Consider the following 21,217-nt stretch of genomic DNA (forward strand, 5'->3'; position numbering starts at 1 on the left):
CGCCCGCGGCCCTCGCTACCGCCCGCGGCCCCCGCCCCCGAGCTCCCTCGACGGCACCAGGTTGAGACGCCCCACGGCCTCGTTCACGTCCGCGGGCCAGAACCAGAGCCGGTACACGGGCGGGACCCGGAAGTAGTCCTCGGGGCCGAAGAGCTCGCGGGTGCGCATGTCCGCGCAGTACCGCTGACGCCAGGAGAAGGATTCCCCCGGCCTCAGGGGCTTCCCCTCGGCGATCTTCTGCGTGACACCGTGGAGCTTCTCGACGGCTCGGTACTCGTAACCGAGAAGGGTTTCGGGGTTCTTCCAGATGCCCTTCTTGCCCTTCACGGCCTTGTCGGCGGCCTCCAGGGTGAGGGGGAGGTCGAGTTCGCCGGGGATGGAGGGGAAGATGATGAACGTGGCGGCCCAGCCCTCGGCGATGAGGTCGAGGTTGAAGGTGGCCCGCTGCCGCCGGGTGAGAACGGCCCGTTCGTCCTTCGAGTAGTCGGGCGCCACATAGGCCAGCAGGCGGTGGTGGTCGTCGAAGGGGTCGTCGGCCGTGCGGACGAAGATCTTCCGCGGCTTGTCGCGAGGAGGCTGTCCCTCGGGCACGCCCTCGATCAGTCGCTTGGTGATGTTCGACGTGTTGAACTCGGCCGCGGCCGTGCCCTGTTCGAGCTGCAGCGTTCCGGCACGCCCTGTGTCGATCTTCGGCAGCAGGAACTCGGCGAGGTCACGGGAGATGGGCGCGATGCCCTGTCTGATCCACTCGGCGAGCTGCTTGAACTTCGCGTCCACGTTGGCGGCGCCCGTGGCGCTCCGCGCCGTCACTTCCGGTGTGTCGACGGACAGCATGCGGACCGGCATCCGGATGTTCGGCGTATCACCGTCATGGACGTCCGCCAGGGCGTTGGAACCCAGCGACGGCATGGAGGCGCCGGCGGGCGACCACAGGACCTGCAAGGGGTCGATCACGACTCTCGTCCTTCCGCTCCGCCCCCACCACCGCCTCTGCCCGGCCCGCGTGCCCCGCCGCCGGTCCCCTCCACAGCCTCGGGCCGCGTCCCCCGCTCCGCAACAGGGGATCCGCCATGTGGGGCCGGGCGGGCGGGTCCGTCACCTCGTCCGTCACCAGTCGTCGCACGCCGGTGCGGACGGCGTGTCACGGCACGCGGCCCGTGTGTCCTCGTAGTTCTGCGCCATCACTCCGCCCAGGGTGATGACGCAGATCAGGGTGGCCATGACGCCCTGGCTGACGACGGTCACCATCGCCCTTGCGCGGGCGGCGATCCCGGCCGCCACGACGGAGAGGACACCGACCCCGCCGGCGGCGATCAGGTAGCCCCACAACGGGTCGCCCTCGACGGTCGATTCCGGGTCGAGGTTGAACCAGGACAGCCACCAGAGCCCGAAGATCACCACCAAGGCGATCAGCTCCAGGAACACCAGCCCGCACCCGGCTCCGATGTCGGCGCCGAGGTTCGCACGGTGGTGCCGCCGGGAGCCGTCGGCGGTGTCGGCGACGGGCGGGGCAACAGGCAGGCTCATGACCACCACGCTGCCCGGCCGGGCGAGGCGGGCGCATGAGTACGGGTACTCAGCTCCGCGGGTCCGCCGGCACCGGGAGCCCCGGCGGCCTCATTCGTTCGCACGTTCGATATCTGGCAGAATGGCGGGAATGGCGAGGGAAAGTGAAGTCTCTTCGGAATTCGGCGCGTGGTCGCCCGAGCCGGGCATTCCCGATGATCTGCTGAGGGCGAAGACGCTGGTGTACGACCCGGGTGGGTTCACGTGCTCACAGCCGGTGCCCGAAGCGGAGAGTGTCGAGTACGGGGCCTGCGAGTTCACGCTGAACGGCCTCTCGGTCAGGTTCCGCGCGGCCAAAACGACTCCGACGAAGGCCGGCCAGTTCGTCACGGTGTGGAAGAGGTCCGCGAGCGGGCCGATCCGGCCCTTCGATGCCGAGGACCCCATTGATCTTTTCGTCGTCAGTACCCGCGAGGGCGAGCGCTTCGGGCAGTTCGTGTTCCCGCGAGACGTGCTCCGTGAGCGGGACATCGTGTCGGCGAACGGTTCCGGCGGGAAACGGGCCTTCCGCGTCTATCCCCCGTGGGTGACCACCACCAACCGCCAAGCCCGCGGCACACAGGCCTGGCAGGTCAAACACTTCCTCCACCTGCCTGAAGACGCGGCCGTCGACATGCCCCGGGCCCACACGCTCTATCACCCCTTGGGCACCGACGGCGCTGCTTGACCGGGCGGGCGGCTCAGTCGGCCGTGCCGGGAGAGCCCACGCCCTCGGGAACGGGGCTGCCGCCGCTCCGCGCCGCGCGCGGGCCCTGAGTGCGGGTGCGGCCCGCGCGTGTCGTGCCCGCGGCCAGGGACAGCAGGGCCAGTACCTCGAAGCCCGCGCCCGTCCAGGGGAGCGACCCCAGGTGTCCGGCGCCGGCGAGGAGGCCGCCGGCCGCGGCGGCCAGGGTCTGGCCCAGGTAGACGGCGCTGTTGTTGAGGGCGAGCAGCATGTCGCCGTTGTCGCCGCCGAGGGTCAGCAGGCGGTGCTGGATGAGCGGGAAGCAGGACCAGTGGACCAGCCCCCACACGGTGAGGGCCACCGCCGTGCCCGCAGTGGAGTGCAGGGCCGGCGCCAGCGCCGCCAGGACGACGGCGAGCAGGCCCACCGAGGCGGCGAGACCCCTGCGCGGGTCGACGCGGTCGGCGAGGCGCCCGCCGGCCATCACACCGGCGAAGCTGCCGATGCCGAAGAGGAGCAGGAGCCAGGGGCGTCCGGCGGTGCCGACGTGCCCGGCCCGGTCGAGCAGGGTGCCCAGGTAGGTGTAGACGACGAACGTCCCGACCACCCAGAGCATGGTCGTCAGCAGTGCCGAGGGAGCCCGGTGGATGCGCACCGCCGCGAGGCGCCGCCGGATGCCCGTCCGGCCGGGGCCCGGCACCGAAGGGAGGCTGGGCCAGAGCCCGGCCAGGGTGACCAGGGCCAGCAGGGCGACGAACCCGAACGCCCAGCGCCACGAGGAGAAGTCGCCGATCAGGCTGCCCAGGGGCACGCCGAGGGCGATCGCCGTCGTCATGCCCGCGTAGACGACGGCCAGTGAGCGTCCCCGCCGTTCGGGGGCGGTGATCCCGGCCGCGACGGCCGACGCGGTGGACGCGTACAGCGCCGCCCCGGCGCCCGCCACGACCCGGCTGAGCAGCAGGACCGGGTAGGAGGGGGCGACGGCCGACAGGCCGTTCCCCGCGGCGAACACGATCAGCACCACGACCAGCAGGGTGCGGCGGTCGACGGCCGATGTGAGCCCGGCGAGGACCGGCGCGGCGATGGCGTAGGTCAGCGCGAACACCGTCACCGTCTGGCCGGCGGCCGCCGTGGACAGCCCCAGCTCGTCGGCGACGGACGGGAGCAGCCCCGAGACGATGAACAGGTCCGTCCCGATGGCGAACATCCCCAGGGCCAGCAGCCAGATCCGGGCCGCGCCCGGGCTCCTCCCGCCCGGTGCCCCTCCCGCGCCGTCCGTGTCGTCCCTCATCGCGCCCACCCCTTCCGGACCGGAGTAACCGGTCATGTGGTTACTTTTGCCGAGGCGGGTAACCTAACATGGGGTTATGAGTGCGGAGCAAGAGGAGAAGGACCGCGACTGGGTCTGGTACGGCGCCCGGATCAGCGTCGACTTCGTCAACACCCGGCGCGACCGCTGGGCGGCCGGCCGCGAACTGCTGCGACGGCCGGAGGACCTGACCACCTGGTTCGAGGCGGCCGGGATCGGACCCGCCTGCATCCCCGTCGACGAGCCGCTGCTCGCCCAGGCCGTCGAGCTGCGGGAGGCGGTCGACGCCGGGCTGCTCGCGGTCGTCGAGGGGGACGCCTTTCCCGCCGCCTCGCAGGAGGTCCTCAACGGCTGGCTCGCCCGGGCCGCGGAGAGCCCGCCGCGGCTCGATGTGCGCGACGGTGTGCCCGTGCTCACGGCCGGTGCCCTGCCCGTGGACGGACGCGGCGCGCTGAGCCGGATCGCGGTGGACGCGGTGGAGATCCTCGGCGGTGCGGACCGTGACCGGCTGCGCGTCTGCGCGGGCGAGCGGTGCAGCGCGCGGTTCTTCGACAACTCGGCCGGGCGGCGCCGGCGGTGGTGCTCGATGGCGGCCTGCGGCAATCGCGCCAAGGCGGCCCAGCACCGCAGGGCACGCGCCTGACACCGGGCGGACGGACGAACCCGTACACGCGAAGGGTGCGCCGCGCGGCGCACCCTTCGTGACGGGCCGGCGCGGTCAGCGGCCCTCTCACCTCATCCGGTCACCGCACAGGAGCGACTTCCTTACGCGCCACGCTCGTCGACGATGCGCCTGATCTTGCCCACCGACCGTTCCAGCGTCTCCGGCGGCACGATCTCCACGGCCACCGAGACCCCCACGTCGTCCTTCACCCGCCGGGCGATCGTCTCCACGGCCGCCGCGCGCTGCTCCGGCGTCGCCCCCGGACGGGCCTCCGCCCGTACGGTCAGCCGGTCCATCCGGCCCTCGCGGGTGAGCCGCAGCTGGAAGTGGGGCGCGACACCCGGGACGCGCAGGACGATCTCCTCGATCTGGCCGGGAAACAGGTTCACACCCCGGAGGATGATCAGGTCGTCGCTGCGGCCGGTGATCCGTTCCATCCGGCGGAAGACGCGGGCGGTGCCCGGGAGCAGCCGGGTGAGGTCGCGGGTGCGGTAGCGGATGACGGGCATGGCCTCCTTGGTGAGCGAGGTGAGGACGAGCTCCCCGTGCTCGCCGTCGGGCAGTACCTCGCCCGTGACCGGGTCGACGACCTCCGGGTAGAAGTGGTCCTCCCAGATGTGCAGCCCGTCCTTGGTCTCCACGCACTCCTGCGCGACGCCGGGACCGATCACCTCGGAGAGGCCGTAGATGTCGACCGCGTCGACGGCGAACCGCTCCTCGATCTCCCGCCGCATCCCGTCGCTCCACGGCTCGGCGCCGAAGACGCCCACGCGCAGGGAGGTGGAGCGGGGGTCGACGCCCTGGCGCTCGAACTCGTCGAGGAGGGTGAGCATGTAGGAGGGGGTGACCATGATGACGTCGGGCCGCAGGTCGCGGATGAGCCGGACCTGCCGGGCGGTCATGCCGCCGGAGGCGGGGATCACCGTGCAGCCGAGCCGTTCCGCGCCGTAGTGGGCGCCAAGGCCTCCGGTGAACAGGCCGTATCCATAGGCCACATGGACCTTGTCGCCGGGCCGCCCGCCCGCCGCGCGGAGGGAACGGGCGACGACGTCGGACCAGGTGTCGATGTCCCGTTCGGTGTAGCCGACGACGGTGGGTTCGCCCGTGGTGCCGCTGGACGCGTGGAGGCGCCGGACGCGGTCCTCGGGCACGGCGAACATGCCGAAGGGGTAGTGGGCGCGGAGGTCGCCCTTGGTGGTGAACGGGAAGCGGGCGAGGTCGGCGGTCGAACGGCAGTCCTCGGGGCGGAGCCCGGCCGCGTCGAACGCCTCGCGGTAGAAGGCCACGTTGTCGTACGCGTGCCGCAAGGTGGCCCGCAGCCGCTCCTGTTGGAGCACCGTCAGTTCCTCGCGCGACAGGCGTTCCCCCGCGTCGAGCGTTCCGGCTCCCGTCATGACGCCCTACCCCCGATGTGCCGACCGATCATTCGGTAGTTTCTCTCCGGGCAAAAGAATCAGCCATCGCCCACGGGCGTCAAGAGGGCGGTCCACGATTGCCCCACCCGTATGGGCGATCTTGAATTGCTCCGCGTCGACGCCGTGCCCGGCGGCGGCCTGTCCGTGGCGCGGCGGGCTCGCTAGGGTGGCGGGACGGGACACCGTGCGACCGGGAGGGGAACGGCACGTGGCGAAGAGCGCGACCGAACACCTGGTGGACGACGAGCGGCAACGGCTCGACCTGGCCAACGCCACCTGGCAGTCGGGCAGTCAGGGCAAGGGGGACGTCCAGATCGGGTTCATCGAGGGGTACGTCGCCCTGCGCGACCGGCGCACCCCCGACGTGCCGGCCCTGATCTTCAACCCGGAGGAGTGGCGCGCCTTCGTGGACCTCGCCCGGGAGGGCGAGTTCGACCTCACATAGGCCGTAGCGGCGCGGCGCCGCCGAGCCGACGCACCGTCAGACGAGCACCGCGCAGCCCCGTCCCGCCAACGCGTCCAGCAGCCGCGGCGCCGGATCGAGCGGGTTCCACCGCAGGTCCAGCTTCTCCAGCGACGGCAGCTCGGCCAGCCAGCCGGGCAGCGCCGTCAGCCGGTTGGCCCGCAGGTCGAGTCGGCGGAGCAGCGGCAGCCCCCGCAGCGCGCCGGGCACGGCGGCGAACGCGTTCTCACGCAGCTCCAGTTCACGCAGCTCGCCCAGCCGTGCCACTGAACCGGGCAGCTCCTCCAGGGCGTTGCCGCGCAGCCACAGCTCGCGCAGCGCCCGGAGGCGGCCCGTGCCCTCCGGGAGCCGGACGAGGCGGTTGTGCTGGGCGCGCAGCTCGACGAGAGCACTCATGTCCCCGATGCTGTCCGGCAGTTCCGTCAGACGGTTGCCGCCGACATTGAGGTAGCGCAGCCGGGTCAGCCGGCCCAGCGGGGCGGGGAGCTCGGTCAGCACGTTCTCGTGCAGGTACAGATACCGGTCCAGACCGCTCAGCCCGCCCAGCTCGTCCGGCAGGGACGTCAGCGCGTTGTGCCCGAGGTCGAGGGTCCGCAGGCCGTCCAGCCGCCCGATCCGCCCGGGCAGCGAGGTCAGTCTGTTGCCGGCGAGGATCAGCGTCCGCAGGCCCTCCGTGCCCCAGATCTCCTCCGGAACGTGACCGAGGCCGCGCTTCCAGTAGTCGAGCGTGTCGTTCCGCATCCCGGGCCCCCTCGCCGGACGTTCCCCGGGTGCCGCCCCGGGCGCGGTGACGCTACCAAGGGGGCGCGGCGGGCCCCGCACGGGAGGGGCTCCCCGGGGATGCCACCCGCCGCCGTGCACGTACGATGTGGGCATGTCCTTCCTCCGCCGCCGCAGCGCCGCCACCCCCACGGGGCCGGACTTCGACGTCCTCGCCATGGACCCCGGAGACTGGCCGGGCGACCTCGGGGCCGGGCTGCTGCCCGCGCCCGATGGCAGTTGCCAGGGGGTCTTCCTCCGCTACGACCTGTTCGGCGGGCGCGGCCCGGCGATGATCATCGGCAATCTGCCCGAGGGCTCCCCCGCCCGGGAGCTGGACGAGGGCCAGGTGCCCTTCGAGGTGGCGCAGCTGCTGGCCGCGCTCGGCAACGACGAGCCGGTCCAGGTGCTGGAGACCGAGGACACCCCGGTCATGCACGAGGACAACCTGCTCATCGTGCGCCGGCTGAAGTGCTCGGAGAGCCGTATCTCCTGCACCCAGTTCGACCGCAGCGACGGCGTCCTCGTCACCATCGCCAGCTGGGACCGTCCCATCACGGACGACCTCTACCAGCTGCTCAAGCCGCTCCCCGCCGAGATGTTCCAGGCGGGCTGATCCCCTGCGGGTGCCCCCGGCTCCGGGCCGGAAGGGCACCCGCGACCGTCAGCGGTTGGACGGGCGGACCGTCACATCGGCCGCCCGGACGAAGGCCACCCGGTGGCCGAACTGGATCTCGTAGTAGACGTCCTTCCCCCGCACGACCGTGTGCTTCGCCGGGTCGAAGTCCTTGGCGTACAGATACTCGCCGGGGTACGCCCCGCCCAGCACGTACGCCTGCCCGGCGGGCAGCTTGTACGGCAGCGGCGTCACGGCCTGCACCGGCACGCCCGCCGGGTACGCCTCCTTCTCCGGGTACGCCCGCCCGTAGACCGGGATCTCCTTCAGCCCCTCGCGCGGCGTGACCAGCTTTCCGGCCGCGCCGACCGCCACCGGCTCCCACCAGGGGTTGCGGAACCATGCCCGCTGGCCCAGGTACCAGACGGCCGTCCAGCCCGGCAGCCGGTCGGCGACCGCGAACTGCTGGCCCGTGGAGGCGCGGGCGCCCGTGTCGTTGACGCCGGTGGTCGAGTCGCTGCCGTCGGGGCGCAGCCCGATGTCCTTGACCAGCGGCGCGTCGTCCCGGGGCGCCACGTGCAGCCGGACCGCCCCCGAACCGTGCGGCGCGCACGGCCGGCCGGGCTGCTCGCATCCGGTGTACACGGGCTCGTTGTCGTCGTAGTCGGGCCGGATGGTGACCATGCCGCTGAACGGGCTCGCCGTCGGATGGAAGGGCTTGCCCATCAGCTCGAAGTAGTGCGCCCAGTCCCAGTAGGGGCCCGGGTCGGTGTGCATGCCCTTGATCGACGAGGGGACGGTGCCGGGGACGTTGTCGTGCCCCAGGATGTGCTGCCGGTCCAGCGGGATGTCCAGCTCCCGCGCCAGGTACCGCACCAGCCGGGCCGAGGTGCGGTACATCTCCTCCGTGTACCAGGCGTCCGGCCGGGCCAGGAAGCCCTCGTGCTCGATGCCGACGGACTTGGCGTTCACGAACCAGTTGCCGGCGTGCCAGGTCACGTTCTTGACCGGCACGTGCTGGGCGATGTGGCCGTCGGCGGAACGGATGGTGTAGTTCCACGAGACGTACGCCGGATCCTTTATCAGCTTGAGGGCCGTCTCCCAGCTGCCCTCCGTGTCGTGGATGACGATGAAGTCCGCCTTGTGCGAGCGCGGCCGGTCCGACAGGTCGTGGTTGCCGTAGTCCGAGCCCTCCAGCCGCTGGTACGGAGCGGGGACGGACTCGCAGGCGACGGTGGAGGGGCACTCCACCGGCCCGGCGGGGGGAGTCGCCAGGCCCAGCCGGGCCACCTGCTCACGGCGCGGGGCGATGTCGGGGGCGGGGGTGAGGGTCACCTGCTGGTGGGCGTCGGTCGTCCGCCGCTCACCGGTGCGGATCAGTGCGAAGACGTCGTCGGCGAAGGTCGTCGCCGTCGCCGTGTCGGAGGCCCCGGAGTAGCGCGCCACCGCTCCGTACCAGTCGGCGGGGCTGCCGCTCGCCGGCAGGCCGAGCCGCTTCTGGGCATCGGCCAGCAGCGCTGCGCCGCCCCGCACATTGGCCGCGGTGTCCTCGCGCAGCGCGGCGGGGGGCAGCCCGGTGAGGCCGGCGGCCCGGTCCAGGGTGCGCAGGCGCTCGGGGAGGGTGCCTGGCGAGGGCAGGACGGGGGCCGCGGCCCGGTGCGGGCGGGCGGTGTCGCCGCGGGCGTCCTCACCGGAGTCGCTGTGGTGGGCGCCCTGGGAGGGACCCCGGGAAGAAGGTGCGGCGAGGGCGGTGGCGGCGTCGGTGAGGTGCATGGGGCCGTAGCCGCCGGTGACGCTGGGGGCTCCGGCGTGGGTGTCCCAGCGCGACTGGAGGTAGGAGACGGCGAGCAGGACGCTCTGCGGCACGTGGTACTCGGCGGCGGCCCGGGCGAAGTCCCGCTGGAGCGCGTCCTGGCCGCCGCCCGCGGCGGTGGCGTCCGGCAGGGCCGAGACCAGCGGGAGCAGCAGGGCGGCCGACGCGAGCGCGCCGGCCGCCCGTCGGGTGCGGCGGGTTCTTCGGACAGCTCTCGGTGGCGTGTGCTCTGGGGCGGGGGCGGGAGCTCGCAATGCAGCCTCCTCAGGACGGGCCGTGCCGTGCGCCGGAGTGGTGGCGACCCGAACCTACCAAGCGGCGATGCCGAGCAGACGATCCGTCAATCAGACTGGAGTGCATGTTGTGGGCACGTCAACGCCTGGGCTGCGGGAACCTTCCCGGCCCCTGGGCCGGAGGGGTGAACGCCGACACGCCGCGCCCGGGGCACGGCGTGTCGGCAGGGAGCGGCGGCGCCTCAGCGGGTGCCCACCGCAGCTCGTACGGCCCGCCGGGCGAGCGCACAGTCGTCGTGCAGCCGGCGCAGCAGGAGCCGGTGCTCCTCGCCGGTGTCCGGGGCGCCCGGAGGGGTCGGCTCCTGCTGGGCACGCTGGACTGCCGTCTCGTACGTCCTGATCTCCCGGGTGAGGACGAGCATCAGATTCACCAGAAAGGCGTCACGGGACGTCGTGCCCGCGGCCTGCGCGTGCTGGCTGATCTGCCGACGGGCCACCGGCGCGTCCCCCAGCACCGTCCACAGGGTCGCCAGGTCGTACCCCGGGAGGTACCACCCCGCCTGGCCCCAGTCGACCAGCACCGGGCCGGCGGGGGAGAGGAGCATATTGGCGAGCAGCGCGTCACCGTGGCAGAACTGGCCCTGGACATGGGCCAGTCCATGGAGCAGCTTCTGCAGATCGCCCAGGTCCCGGTCGGTGAGCAGGCCGAGCTCGTGGTAGCGGATGATGTGCTTGCCGTAGTCGAGCGGCATGTCGAACATGCCGACCGGCGGCCGCCACAGGTTGACCCGGCAGACCGCGCCGAGCGCCACCCTGACATCGGCCCGCGGCGGGGTGTCCGCGGGGTGCCGCTGGGCGGCGGCCGGACGGCCCGGCATCCGCTCGACGACCAGGATCCCGTTGTCCGGGTCCGCGGCGATCAGGCGGGGCACCCGGACGGGAGGACGGTGCCGCACGAAGGTGCGGTACGTCGCTATTTCGTGGCGGAACCGTTCGGTCCCCGCCGCGGAGCGGTCCAGTAAACACTTCGCCACCACGCTGGTGCGCCCGGCGGTCCCGACCAGCAGCACGGAGCGACCGCTGCGGCGCAGCACCTGCACCGGCGTGAACTCCGGGCAGATGCGGTGCACCGACGCGATCAGCGAACGCAGCTCGGCGCCGTCGGGACCGGACAGGTCGATTCTCCCGCTGAGCGGTGGCGTGCCGAGCCCCGAGCCCCTCCGCGTCCGTCCGCCCCCGAACGCGGCCCCCACGGCGTGGGAGGGGTCGAGGTACGGCCCGCCGCCCTGGGGCGGCCGGATGTGCTGCGGCCGCGGGGGCCGGAGCGGAGCGGACACGGAGGCCGATGCTGCATACATGGGCGGAACGGATCCCTTCGTGTGCCGACGAGTTGCGGCGCGCCCTCCCCGGGACCACCCCCGCTGACGCGGGACCGCGGTCCCATCGGTCCTTCGACCGTTCCCGACCGAACCTGATTCGGCTCGGTCGGGCCCGATCGAAACCGGTCGAGCCGTGGCCGTCGCGCACCCTGGGGAATGCGCGCCGGGTGGTCGGGGTGGCGCGTTCCTACATCACACCCGGGCGCGGGTGGCACACCATCTGGCGGACCCTGGCGAACCCTGGCGAATAGTCGCCTGGCATCTGAGGGACCGCTACCTTCAAGTCAGCCGAGGAACCTGGGGGCTTGACGTGACGAGGGAACCCAACACCCGCCTTGCGGACCTGTTCGGACTGGCCGGATGGTCCAAGGGCGAGCTCGCGAGGCTGGTCAACCGGCAGGCGGCGGTCATGGGACATCCGCAGCTGGCGACCGACACCTCACGGGTGCGGCGTTGGATCGACATGGGGGAGTCCCCGCGCGATCCCGTGCCCAGGGTGCTGGCGGCCCTCTTCACCGAGCGTCTCGGTCGTGTCGTGACCATCGAGGACCTCGGGTTCGGCCGGCGCGGGCGTGCCGGCAAGGGACAGTCGCAGGACGGGCTGCCCTGGCCGCCCGAACGGACCGCCGCGGTCCTCACCGAATTCACGGGAATGGACCTCATGCTCAACCGACGCGGCTTGGTGGGCGCGGGCGCCGCGCTCGCCGCAGGCTCAGCACTCAGCGGGGCGATGCACGACTGGCTGCACTCCGATCCGGTGCTCGCCACGGACGCCCCACGTTTCGACGACCCACTCCACCGGGACTCCTACCCGGCCCACGCGGACCAGGCCGGATACGACCGGTACGAGGCGGCCCCCGTGGGCTCGGCCGAGATCGACGAGCTGGAGCGCTCGGTCGATGTCTTCCGTGCCTGGGACGCGGCCCGCGGCGGCGGGCTCCAGCGCAAGGCCGTGGTCGGCCAGCTCAACGAGGTGGGCGGGATGCTCGCCTACCGCCACCCCGAGCACCTCCAGCGCCGGCTGTGGGGGGTGGCGGCCAACCTGGCGGTGCTGGCCGGCTGGATGTCCCACGATGTGGGGCTGGAGCCGACCGCCCAGAAGTACTTCGTGATCGCGGCGCACGCGGCCAGGGAGGGCGGCGACCGGCCCCGGGCGGGGGAGGCGCTCTCCCGGGCGGCCCGTCAGATGGTCCACCTCGGCCGTCCCGACGACGCGCTGGACCTGATGAAGCTCGCCAAGTCCGGCTCCGGGGACGAGACCCTGCCGCGCACCCGGGCCATGCTCCACACCATCGAGGCCTGGGCACAGGCGTCGATGGGCCGGGGCCAGGCCATGCGGCGGACCCTGGGCCAGGCCGAGGAGCTGTTCGTCTCGGACAAGGGCGATGTGCCCCCGCCCAGTTGGATGCAGATGTTCAACGAGGCCGACCTGCACGGCATGCAGGCCCTGGCGTACCGCACCCTCGCGGAGCACGATCCGTCCGCGGCGGCCGTGGCGCAGCGCCACGCCAAGGAGGCGCTGCGGCTCCGCCAGGGGAGCAACCAGAAGCGGTCCGTCATCTTCGACTACATCTCCATGGCCTCCGCCTGCTTCATCGGCGACGATCCCGAGCAGGCCGACACCTATGCCCGGCTGGCCCTGGTCAGCATCGGGGAGAACTCCTCCCACCGGACCTGGGACCGGCTGCGCGAGATGTACCGGCTGACCGGCAAGTACGCCGGCTTCCCCCGGATCGCCGACCTGCGGCAGGAGATCGAACGGGCCCTGCCCAAGGGGCCCGGCGGCCGGGGCAGGGCGGCCATGGCCTGAGCCCGCCGGGGCCCGGACGCACGACGAGTGGGTGCGGTGCCCTGCCGCACCGGGAACCCCGGGGTGTCCCGGACCAGTCCCGGAAGCACTCGGATCAGTCTCAGGAGCAGGAGCCGACCCGGGCGACGAGCACGCACGCGTCGTCCTGCCGCGGCCGCCCGCTCCACTCCTCCAGGACGGCACGGACACACTCCTGGGCGCTGCGTGCCGCGGTGAACCGTGCCGCCAGCCCCAGCAGGACGTCCGTCCTGTCGCAGGTGCCGTGCGGCGTCAGCCCGTCCGTCCGCAGGACGAGCACGTCGCCGGGGTGCAGCCGCTCCTCGGCCTGGGCGTAGCCGGCATCGGCGACGGCCCCGAGGAGCACGCCCTCCGGCGGCCGCAGCGCGCGCCCCCGTCCCTCGCGGAACAGCAGGGGGGCGGGGTGTCCCGCCTGTGCCCACCGCAGGGTGCGGCTGCCGGCGTCGTAGCGGCAGCAGACCGCGTTCCCGAGGGCCGGGTGGGCGGAGACGCCGAGCAGCCGGTTGAGGCAGTCCATCATCCGGCCCGGCTCGGTACCGGCCATCGCCATCCCCCGGACCGCGCCGAGCAGGACGGCCACGGTGGAGGCCGCGGTCACGCCGCGGCCCATGGGGCCCGTGAGGCCGCCCGCGCTGAGCAGTGTGCCGCCGTCGGGCAGCGGCAGCGCGTCGGACCAGGTGCCGCAGGGGGCGGCGCCGTCGGAAGGGAGGTACCGCGCGGCCACGTCCAGGGACCCGCCGGGGTCCGCCGGGGCGTCGTGGGGGAGTCTCGCCGGCTCGTGCCACGGCGGCAGGACGGCCTTCTGGAGCTCGGCCGCCAGCCGCTGCTCGGCCTGTGCGCGCCGCCGGTGCAGCCGGAGCGAGTCCCCGGTCGCGTCCACGGTGTCCCGGCTGCGCCGGAGCTCGGTGATGTCCCGCAGCACGGCCCACATGGAGGAGGTGCAGCCGTCGGCGTCGAGGACGGGCTCGCCGAGCATGTGCAGGGTGCGGGGGGAGCCGTCGGTGTGCACGATGCGGAACTCGCCGTCGATGGGCTTCCCGTCGACGAGGCAGTCGGTGACCAGCGCGGTCAGCAGCTCCCGGTCCTCCTCGAACAGCCGGGACGGGAGTTCGTCCAGCGTCAGGGCGCCGTCCTCCGGGCGCCGTCCGAAGATCTGGAAGAGCTCGTCGGACCAGGTCACCTCGTCGGTGAGGAAGTTCCACTCGGCGCTGCCCGCCCGTCCGGGCGGTAACGCGCGATCCTCGGCCGGCGGCGCGGGGTCCGGGGCGGGCAGCCCGTCCCGCAGCTGGCCGAGGTGGGCGCCGAGGTCGTCGAGCTGGTGGGTGGCCAGGTCGCACAGCGCGCGCTGCCAGCGGCCGAGCGGATCGTCCGGCAGCTCCTCGCCCGCCGCCTCGCGGCGCACGGCGTCGATGCCGCCCCTCAGCCGTCGCGTCTGCGAGATAAGGGCGTCGACCGCGCCGGGGACGGGCGGCCCGCCCGGGCCGTCTTCGACACGGCCTGCTGGGTACTCCGCGGGTGAAGCAGAAGAAGGGGACGGCATCAGGTACTCCGAGGGGGCGCGGGCGCGGCCGACGCCGACGGGGTCCGCGAGAGCGGCCGGAAGACTGCGTGACGACTCTGGCACAGTGGGCGACGGCTCGTAAGGCGTTTGGCCATACCCGATCCGGTGGTGACTCCGGCATATGCCAGGGGCGTGACGGGGCATATCGGGCGGCGGCTCGGCGGAACCTCGGACTCCGGGTAGGCTGCGGGCGCTCGGTCCCCGAGTTCCCACAGTTCACCAGGCATAGCCCGGGTGGACACCGGCAAGAATGCCGGACGACGGAAATCCCGTTGCCAGTCGACCCCCCGCACCGGATGCTGACTTCATGTTCGATCCAGACATAGCGCCCAGCGGCACCCTGCTCGGCCTCCTCCAGCGAGGCCGCGGCGACGGGACCCTGCACGCCCTCGCGGCGCCGCGGGCCGAGGCCCTCGCGGCGCTGAACCAGTGCGTGCTCCGCGACCCCCGGCGCGACTGGCAGGTCGAGAACCGCTCCCTGTACTACGCGCGGCTCCACCTGGAACTCGACGGCGGTCTGGAGGAGATCGAGGAGCACCTCTTCCACCCCGACGACCTGCTCGACCCCGCCGAGGAGCGCACCGGCCTCGCCCTGGCCGTCCTCGGCCACCTCGCCTCCTACGGGCGCGAGGACGCCCTGCTGCTGCTCCGCCGCTACGCCGCCACCGGCGGCAACTGGCGCTGGGCCCTGGACGAGCTCGCCGTGCGCGACGACGACGCAGCCCTGGCCGCCCTCGGCGAGGCCGTCGTCGCCCGCTTCCCGCGGACCCCCGAGGGCGACGCCGCGCTGGCCGCCGCCGTCCGGGACGCCTTCGAACCCCGCCCCTGGCGGATCTGGGCCGACGACCCGCACGCCCCCGCCACCGCCGCCCGGGTCCGCGCGGCCCGCGAGCAGGGCTCCTTCGACCGCTGGCAGCGGCAGCTGCGGCCCGCCGGCCCCCGGCCGGGCTGGAGCGTGCGCGAAGTGCTGGACTGGGCCCAGGAAGGCCTCGCCCTCCACCCGCCCCAGCAGCGCCACGTCCCCGCGACCCGCTGCCTCAACGCCGTCGCCGGACCCGAGGACCGCCTGGAGATCATCGAGGCCGCCGCCTTCGGCCCGGACGCCGCCCGGGCCACCGCCCTGCGGTACCTCGCGGAACACGACGACCCGCAGGCCCTGGACCTCATCGAGGGGGCGGCGGCCGACCCGGCCCGCCTCGTCGCGGAGGCCGCGGTGACCGCCTTCGAACGCATGCGGGGACCGGCCGCCCTGGAGCGCGCCCGCGGCTGGATCCACCGGGCCGACGCCCTCGGCGGCGCCGCGGCGGGCATGCTCGCCTGCCGGGGCGCCGAGTACGACGCGGCACTCGTCCTGAGCGCCCTGCGCCGGACCGTGCGCACCGAGGGACCCGACGCCCCCGTGCTCTGGGACCTCGTCGACGGCACGGGCCGCCTGGGGATCGGCTGCGCCGCCCCGGTCCTGCGCCACCTCTACCGCGAGACGTCCTCCTCCCAGCTGCGCGGCCGTGCCGCCCGGGCGCTCGCGGCGACGGACCCCTCCTTCGCCGCCGGCTTCGCCGTCGAGTGCCTGTGGGACTGCGAGGAGACCACCCGCGAGCTCGCGGTGCGCCATGTGGCCACGGCGGACTCCCGGGTCGTGGACCAGCTGCGCAGGCTCGCCGCCGACCCGGCCGAGGAGGCCGAGGTCCAGACCGCCGCCGGCGACCGCTTCGGACCGGACGCGTCGCCGGTGTGACGGGCCGGTGTGACGGGAAGTCAACCGAGTCCGAGAGGACCATCAGCGCCCCATTTGTGCGAAGCTGGGGCGAACACCCGTGTCTCCAGGAGGTATTGATGCCCGATTCAACAGCGGGGGAGCAGGGCGGACCCGACGCAGGTGGGGCCGCCGAGAACGATGTGAAGCGCAAGTTCCGCGAGGCGCTCGACCGCAAGCGGGGCAAGCCCGGGGAAGGGGCCGCGGGCGCGCGGGGCCGGGACGGCTCCAAGATCCATGGCACGCACGGGAAAGCGGGCGGACAGCGGTCCTTCCGCCGGAAGAGCGGCTGACCGGCGTCCGGCGCGGGTGCGGGACGCCGGGGTCCTGACATCCGCCAGGTGCCCGGGCCCGCACCGCGTCCGGCCCCGGCGCCCGGCGGTTGGCCCTTTCGTGCGACAAGAGCCGAAGGCGCTCGTGTGAAAAGAGTGACGCCGGTCACCCTGTGGTTACGGTGGCCGGGATGCGTATCTCGCGAGCACGGGCGGACGACCCGGCACCGTCGGCACCGGCCCCGGCCGTTCCCCGGACCGCGCGGCACCCCCGCTCCGTCCTGGTGGCGGTCGTCCTCCTGACGGCCGCCGCCGCGTGGTTCGGCGCCCCGGTCCACCGCTATCTGTCGGCCGGTGAGATCGTCCCGGCCGGCGCCGAATCGCTGCGCGCGGCCGGCCTGCTGGAGAGCGGCTTCGCCGCCGGCCCTCCCGACCTCCTGCTGGTCGCCAGGAGCAGCGAACCGGTCGAGAACGCCGGCCCCGAGGCGGCCGGCACCCGGCTCGCCCAACAACTGCGCACCGACCCCGACGTGGCCCGGGTGACGTCCTACTGGCCGTCCTGCCCACCCGCCCTCCGCGCCAAGGACGGACGTGCCGCACTGATCCTCGTCACCCTGCGCGGCCGCGAGGCGGACGCCACCCGGGCGGCCGGCCGGCTGATCCCCGAAGTCACCGGCCGGCACGGCCCGCTGGACATCACCGTCAACGGGCGGGCGGCCATCCGGGCGGCCGTCCTGGAGCGGACGGCACATGACCAGGGCCGCGCCGAACTGCTGGTCCTCCCCGTCGTCGCCCTGCTGCTCCTCCTCGCCTTCCGGTCCGCCTGGGCGGCGCTCCTCCCCGTCGGGGTCGGCGTCTTCGCGGTGACGGGCAGCATGGCCCTGCTGCGGCTGCTGGCCTCCGTCACCCCCGTGTCGGTGTACGCGAGCAACCTGGGCGCCGCGCTCGGCTTCGCCCTGGCGGTGGACTACAGCCTCTTCCTGGTCGGCCGCCACCGGGAGGAACTGACCGCCGGGCGGCCGGTCGGCGCGGCCCTGCGGACGACGATGCGCACGGCCGGCCGCGCGGTCGCCTTCTCCGCGGGAACGGTCGCGCTGTCCCTGGCGGCCCTTCTCGTCTTCCCCCACACCATCCTGCGGTCGAACGCCTACGGCGGCATCACCGCGGCCGTCCTGGCGGCGGCCGGGAGCCTCGTGCTGGTCCCGGCGGCGCTGACGCTGCTGGGGGACCGGGTGACGCGCCTCGATCCACTGGCCCGTTGGCGCCGTGCGCCCGGTCACGGCCGGCCGGCGCCGCAGACCCCGGGCCTATGGGGGCGCACGGCCCTGCGCCTGATGCGCCGGCCCGTCACCACCGCCCTGGCGGTCACCGCCTTCCTCGTCCTCCTGGCCACCCCCTTCACCCAGCTCCGCGTCGGCCTCTTCGACGACCGGGTCCTCCCCGCGTCCTCCGACGTCGGCCGCAGCGGAGCCCTGCTGCGCGAACGGTTCGACGCCGGCGCGGCCACCAGCCCGACGACCGTCGTCCTGCCGCGCTTCGACGCCCGCGGCGGCGCCGCGGCCCTCGACGCGTACGCCCGGCGGATCTCGGCCGAACCGGGGGTACGCGGCGTGGAGACCGCCACCGGCGCGTACCGGAACGGCCACCGGGACCACGCGCCCACCGCGGCGTCCGCCCGGTTCGCCTCCGCCCGTGCGGTCTGGCTGGCGGTGGCCACCGAGGGGGAACCCGTCTCCCCGGCCGGCCGTGACCTCGCCCGCGCCCTGCGCCGCCTGCCGGCCCCCGCCCCGGTCCTGGTCGGCGGCCCGGGCGCCGACCTCGCGGACGTCCAGCACACCCTGTCCGGCCGACTGCCCTGGTCCCTCGCCCTGATCGCCGTCACCATGCTCGCCCTGGTCTGGTGGATGACCGGCCGCCCGGTCCTCGCCTGCAAGGCACTGCTGCTCAACACGCTCAGCCTGAGCGCGACGTTCGGCGCGCTCGTGTACGTCTTCCAGGAGGGGCACTTCGCCGGCCTGCTGGGCGGGTTCACCGCCACCGGGACGACCGACACCCTGGTGCCGGTGCTCGTCTTCTGCCTCGCCTTCGGCCTGTCCATGGACTACGAGATCATCCTGCTGGCCCGCGTCTGCGAGGAACACGACCGCGGCGCCGACACCCCCGAGGCCGTCGCCCGCGGACTGGACGGCACGGCCCGGCAGTTCGTCTGGGCGGCCCTGATCTTCGCCGTGGTCATGTCCGCCCTGGCCACCTCGGGACTGGTCGTCCTGAAGGTCATCGGCGTGGGCCTCGCCCTCGCCGTCCTCCTGGACACCACCGTGGTGCGCGCGCTGCTTGTACCGGCCGTGATGAAGCTCGCCGGACCCGCCAACTGGTGGGCGCCCGGCCGGAGAGGGAGCCCGGGCCGAGGCAGCGCCCCCGCGGCAGTCGACTCCCCACAGGAAGGAGCCCTCCACCATGCCCGACCGACCGCTGTCGACCCGACAACGTGACCCCGAGGCGGTCGCCGCGCGACTGCTGCGCGCGTCCGAACGGCCCACGGCGGAAACCGATGCCGACATCGACTGGACGACGCCGCCGCTGGAGGACACCTGGTTCCTGCCACCGGAGCGGTTGTCCCTGTACGGCACGCCGCTGTGGCACGGGATGGACCGGGCGCAGCGCATCGCGTTGTCCCGGGAGGAGTGGGCCCGCGCCGCCGCGGCGGGGGTCTGGTTCGAGCGGTTCCTCATCAAGTCGATCAGCCGGTACGTGGCCGATCGGGACGTGACCGATGTGCGGACCCACTACGCCATGACGGAAATGGGCGATGAGACCCGGCATATCGTCATGTTCGGGCGAGCGGTGAGCTGGGCCGGCTGCCGGGATCACGGCCCGGACCCCTGGTTGCGGCGGGCCGCGCCCCTGGCGCTCGTCCTCCACGACGACGTCACCACGTTCGCCACGGCGCTCCTGGCCGAGGAGATCCTCGACCGTCTCCAGCGGGAGATGGCAGGGGACGAGCGGGTGCAGCCCCTGGTCCGGCAGATCAGCAGGATCCATGTGCGGGAGGAGGCCCGGCACGTGAGTTTCGCCCGCACGGAGCTCCTGCACGCGCTCGAACGTGTTCCGGCGCCACGGCTCGCCCTCGACCGGCAGGTGGTCGGGCTCTCCGTCAGCCTCGTGATGAACAACATCTGCCGTCCGACCACGTACCGTGCGATCGGCCTCGACCCCCGCCGGGCCGTGCGCGAGGCCGCCCGCAACCCGCACCACCGGGAGACCCGGCTGTGGGTCGGGGAGAAGCTGGTCGCGTTCCTCACCGAGGCGGGTCTCATCACCCGCGCCGAGCACCCCTGGTGGCGCCGGGCCGGTCTCATGCGCTGACGGACCGACGGACGCGGCCCGGCGGGAAAGCCCGCCGGGCCGCATCCGCGTCACACCCGCCGCAGCACCACGACCGCGTTGTGGCCGCCGAACCCGCACGAGTTGCTGACCACCGCCTCGACCCGGCCGCTGCGCGCCTCCTTGGCCACGACGTCGAGGTCGATCTCCGGATCGAGGCGTTCGAGGTTGGCGGTCGGAGGGATGACCTGGTGCTGGAGCGTCAGGACGCCCAGCGCCGCCTCGACGGCCCCCGCGGCCCCGAGCATATGGCCGGTGACTCCCTTGGTGGACGTCACGGGCGGGGGACGGTGACCGAACAGCCGGCGCAGGGTGTCGCCCTCGATCCGGTCGTTCATGGGCGTGGACGTGCCATGGGCGTTGACGTGCCCGATGTCCGCCGGCCCCAGCCCCGCGTCCGCGAGCGCGGTGGTGAACGCCCGGACCAGGCCCGCCCCTTCGGGGTGGGCGGCGGCGTGGTGGAAGCCGTCAGTGGAGGTGCCGTGCCCGGCCAGCAGCGCCCGCACCGGAGCCCGCCGGGCACGGGCGTCGGGGAGCCGTTCGAGGACAAGGATCCCGGCCCCCTCGGCGAGGACGAAGCCGTCCCGGTCGGCGTCGAACGGGCGGCTGGCCCCGGCCGGGTCGTGCAGCCGCGTCGAGAGGGCCTTCATCTGGGAGAAGGAGACCGACGACATGGGGTGGCAGGGCGCCTCGGCCCCGCCGGCGAGGACGACGTCACAGCGCCCGGCCAGCAGCAGGTCCCGGGCCACGCACAGGGCCGTCGCCCCCGAGGCACAGGCGGTGGTCACCGCCATACTGGGACCCAGCGCCTGGAACGCCATGCCGATCTCGCCCGCCGCCGCGTTCACCGTGGACCGGGGGACGGTGAGCGGGGAGACCCCCTCGTAGTCGGCGTTCAGGAGCTTGGTGATGCCCCGGACCGCCGTGTCCTTGCTCTCCGTGCCCACGCCGACGACCACACCGACGCGGGCGCCGTCCCAGGTCCCCGGGTCGAGCCCGGCATCGGCCACCGCCTCGTGCGCGGCGGCGAGGGCCAGATGGACGAAGCGGTCCATGCGCCACGACTGCCGTCCCACCACGGCGCGGACGTCGAAGTCCGGGACCCGGCAGCTCATCGGCACCGGCACATCCCCCAGCGCGGGGTCGAGGGCGGCGGTCGGCACCCCGGAGCACACCCTCCGCCACGTCGCGTCGACCCCCACCCCGGCCGGGGTGACCAGCCCCAGGCCGGTGACGGCGACGCCGGGGGACGTCATGCCGACGGGCCCGGGGAGCCGGCGAAGGTCTCCGGGGCGCGCTGCGCCTGCTCGACCGCGGCCACCGCCTCGGCGAACGTGGTGCGCAGGGACATCAGGTCCTCGCCGGACGGGACATGGAGGCCGAGGTCGTCCTTGAGCACGCACACCAGCTCCACCAGCGCCAGGGAATCCATGCCCAGGGCTTCCATGGTGCTGTCGGGGCGGATGGAGTCGACGGGGATGTTGAAGTACTGGCCCATGCAGGACCTGATGGGCTCGTACAGAGGCGTCATGGTCGGT

At 73.6% G+C, this 21,217-nt stretch carries 19 protein-coding genes; 9 read left to right on the plus strand and 10 right to left on the minus strand.

Annotated features, from left to right (window positions below):
- Nucleotides 1-15: 15 nt before the first annotated feature.
- Both HN013_RS15175 and HN013_RS15180 read right to left on the minus strand, forming a co-directional pair.
- Entirely contained in the window at nucleotides 16-954 is a 939-nt protein-coding gene (locus tag HN013_RS15175) for a nuclease (RefSeq protein ID WP_171166664.1), read from the minus strand.
- A gap of 153 nt (nucleotides 955-1,107) precedes the next feature.
- The gene (locus HN013_RS15180; RefSeq protein ID WP_171166665.1) at nucleotides 1,108-1,527 is read right to left on the minus strand and encodes a DUF6234 family protein; all 420 of its coding nucleotides are present in this window, start codon (nucleotides 1,525-1,527) and stop codon (nucleotides 1,108-1,110) included.
- A gap of 130 nt (nucleotides 1,528-1,657) precedes the next feature.
- Between HN013_RS15180 and HN013_RS15185 the strand changes: the two genes are divergently transcribed.
- Entirely contained in the window at nucleotides 1,658-2,233 is a 576-nt protein-coding gene (locus tag HN013_RS15185) for a MepB family protein (RefSeq protein ID WP_171166666.1), read from the plus strand.
- Between the two features lie 13 nt (nucleotides 2,234-2,246).
- Here HN013_RS15185 and HN013_RS15190 read toward each other — a convergent pair whose 3' ends face one another.
- Nucleotides 2,247-3,521, minus strand: coding sequence for an MFS transporter (locus HN013_RS15190; protein ID WP_171166667.1), 1,275 nt, complete (start codon nucleotides 3,519-3,521; stop codon nucleotides 2,247-2,249).
- A 76-nt stretch (nucleotides 3,522-3,597) separates the two neighbouring features.
- Between HN013_RS15190 and HN013_RS15195 the strand changes: the two genes are divergently transcribed.
- Nucleotides 3,598-4,182: an ABATE domain-containing protein gene (locus HN013_RS15195; protein ID WP_171166668.1), complete on the plus strand. Its 585-nt coding sequence runs from the start codon at nucleotides 3,598-3,600 to the stop codon at nucleotides 4,180-4,182.
- A gap of 122 nt (nucleotides 4,183-4,304) precedes the next feature.
- Here the strand turns inward: HN013_RS15195 and paaK are convergent, their stop codons facing one another.
- Nucleotides 4,305-5,597 (minus strand): phenylacetate--CoA ligase PaaK, encoded by a 1,293-nt coding sequence (gene paaK, locus HN013_RS15200; protein ID WP_171166669.1) that lies wholly within the window; start codon nucleotides 5,595-5,597, stop codon nucleotides 4,305-4,307.
- A gap of 229 nt (nucleotides 5,598-5,826) precedes the next feature.
- On the opposite strand from paaK, the gene HN013_RS15205 reads away from it, so the two are divergent.
- Nucleotides 5,827-6,063, plus strand: coding sequence for a DUF397 domain-containing protein (locus HN013_RS15205; protein WP_171166670.1), 237 nt, complete (start codon nucleotides 5,827-5,829; stop codon nucleotides 6,061-6,063).
- Between the two features lie 36 nt (nucleotides 6,064-6,099).
- On the opposite strand, the gene HN013_RS15210 is transcribed toward HN013_RS15205, so the two are convergent.
- A complete protein-coding gene (locus HN013_RS15210; protein WP_171166671.1) occupies nucleotides 6,100-6,822 on the minus strand; it encodes a leucine-rich repeat domain-containing protein in 723 nt (240 codons plus the stop codon).
- A gap of 133 nt (nucleotides 6,823-6,955) precedes the next feature.
- Here HN013_RS15210 and HN013_RS15215 point away from each other — a divergent pair, with 133 nt between their 5' ends.
- The gene (locus HN013_RS15215) at nucleotides 6,956-7,456 is read left to right on the plus strand and encodes a hypothetical protein (RefSeq protein WP_171166672.1); all 501 of its coding nucleotides are present in this window, start codon (nucleotides 6,956-6,958) and stop codon (nucleotides 7,454-7,456) included.
- Nucleotides 7,457-7,504: 48 nt separating this feature from the next.
- Here HN013_RS15215 and HN013_RS15220 read toward each other — a convergent pair whose 3' ends face one another.
- Nucleotides 7,505-9,523, minus strand: a complete 2,019-nt coding sequence (locus HN013_RS15220) for an N-acetylmuramoyl-L-alanine amidase (RefSeq protein WP_171166673.1) — start codon at nucleotides 9,521-9,523, stop codon at nucleotides 7,505-7,507.
- A 221-nt stretch (nucleotides 9,524-9,744) separates the two neighbouring features.
- Nucleotides 9,745-10,860, minus strand: coding sequence for an aminoglycoside phosphotransferase family protein (locus HN013_RS15225; RefSeq protein ID WP_171166674.1), 1,116 nt, complete (start codon nucleotides 10,858-10,860; stop codon nucleotides 9,745-9,747).
- 331 nt (nucleotides 10,861-11,191) lie between these two features.
- On the opposite strand from HN013_RS15225, the gene HN013_RS15230 reads away from it, so the two are divergent.
- Nucleotides 11,192-12,691: a hypothetical protein gene (locus HN013_RS15230; protein WP_171166675.1), complete on the plus strand. Its 1,500-nt coding sequence runs from the start codon at nucleotides 11,192-11,194 to the stop codon at nucleotides 12,689-12,691.
- Between the two features lie 100 nt (nucleotides 12,692-12,791).
- On the opposite strand, the gene HN013_RS15235 is transcribed toward HN013_RS15230, so the two are convergent.
- Nucleotides 12,792-14,249 carry a PP2C family protein-serine/threonine phosphatase gene (locus HN013_RS15235; protein ID WP_171166676.1) on the minus strand — a complete coding sequence of 486 codons (1,458 nt, stop codon included), beginning with the start codon at nucleotides 14,247-14,249 and terminating at the stop codon, nucleotides 12,792-12,794.
- 328 nt (nucleotides 14,250-14,577) lie between these two features.
- Here HN013_RS15235 and HN013_RS15240 point away from each other — a divergent pair, with 328 nt between their 5' ends.
- From HN013_RS15240 to HN013_RS15255, 4 genes are all read left to right on the plus strand, one after another.
- Complete coding sequence (locus HN013_RS15240) at nucleotides 14,578-16,005, plus strand: HEAT repeat domain-containing protein (RefSeq protein WP_171166677.1); 1,428 nt, start codon at nucleotides 14,578-14,580, stop codon at nucleotides 16,003-16,005.
- Between the two features lie 98 nt (nucleotides 16,006-16,103).
- The gene (locus tag HN013_RS15245) at nucleotides 16,104-16,316 is read left to right on the plus strand and encodes a DUF5302 domain-containing protein (protein WP_171166678.1); all 213 of its coding nucleotides are present in this window, start codon (nucleotides 16,104-16,106) and stop codon (nucleotides 16,314-16,316) included.
- Nucleotides 16,317-16,486: 170 nt separating this feature from the next.
- Complete coding sequence (locus HN013_RS15250; protein WP_171166679.1) at nucleotides 16,487-18,787, plus strand: MMPL family transporter; 2,301 nt, start codon at nucleotides 16,487-16,489, stop codon at nucleotides 18,785-18,787.
- Entirely contained in the window at nucleotides 18,753-19,661 is a 909-nt protein-coding gene (locus tag HN013_RS15255) for a diiron oxygenase (RefSeq protein ID WP_171166680.1), read from the plus strand. Before HN013_RS15250 ends, HN013_RS15255 begins: the two co-directional genes overlap by 35 nt.
- Before the next feature lie 50 nt (nucleotides 19,662-19,711).
- Here HN013_RS15255 and HN013_RS15260 read toward each other — a convergent pair whose 3' ends face one another.
- The gene (locus HN013_RS15260; RefSeq protein ID WP_171166681.1) at nucleotides 19,712-20,935 is read right to left on the minus strand and encodes a beta-ketoacyl synthase; all 1,224 of its coding nucleotides are present in this window, start codon (nucleotides 20,933-20,935) and stop codon (nucleotides 19,712-19,714) included.
- Nucleotides 20,932-21,210, minus strand: a complete 279-nt coding sequence (locus tag HN013_RS15265) for an acyl carrier protein (RefSeq protein WP_171166682.1) — start codon at nucleotides 21,208-21,210, stop codon at nucleotides 20,932-20,934. The genes HN013_RS15260 and HN013_RS15265 overlap by 4 nt, the downstream gene beginning before the upstream one ends.
- Nucleotides 21,211-21,217: the final 7 nt, after the last annotated feature.

It is taken from the genome of Streptomyces sp. I05A-00742 (assembly GCF_013055795.1).
Classification (GTDB): Bacteria; Actinomycetota; Actinomycetes; order Streptomycetales; family Streptomycetaceae; genus Streptomyces.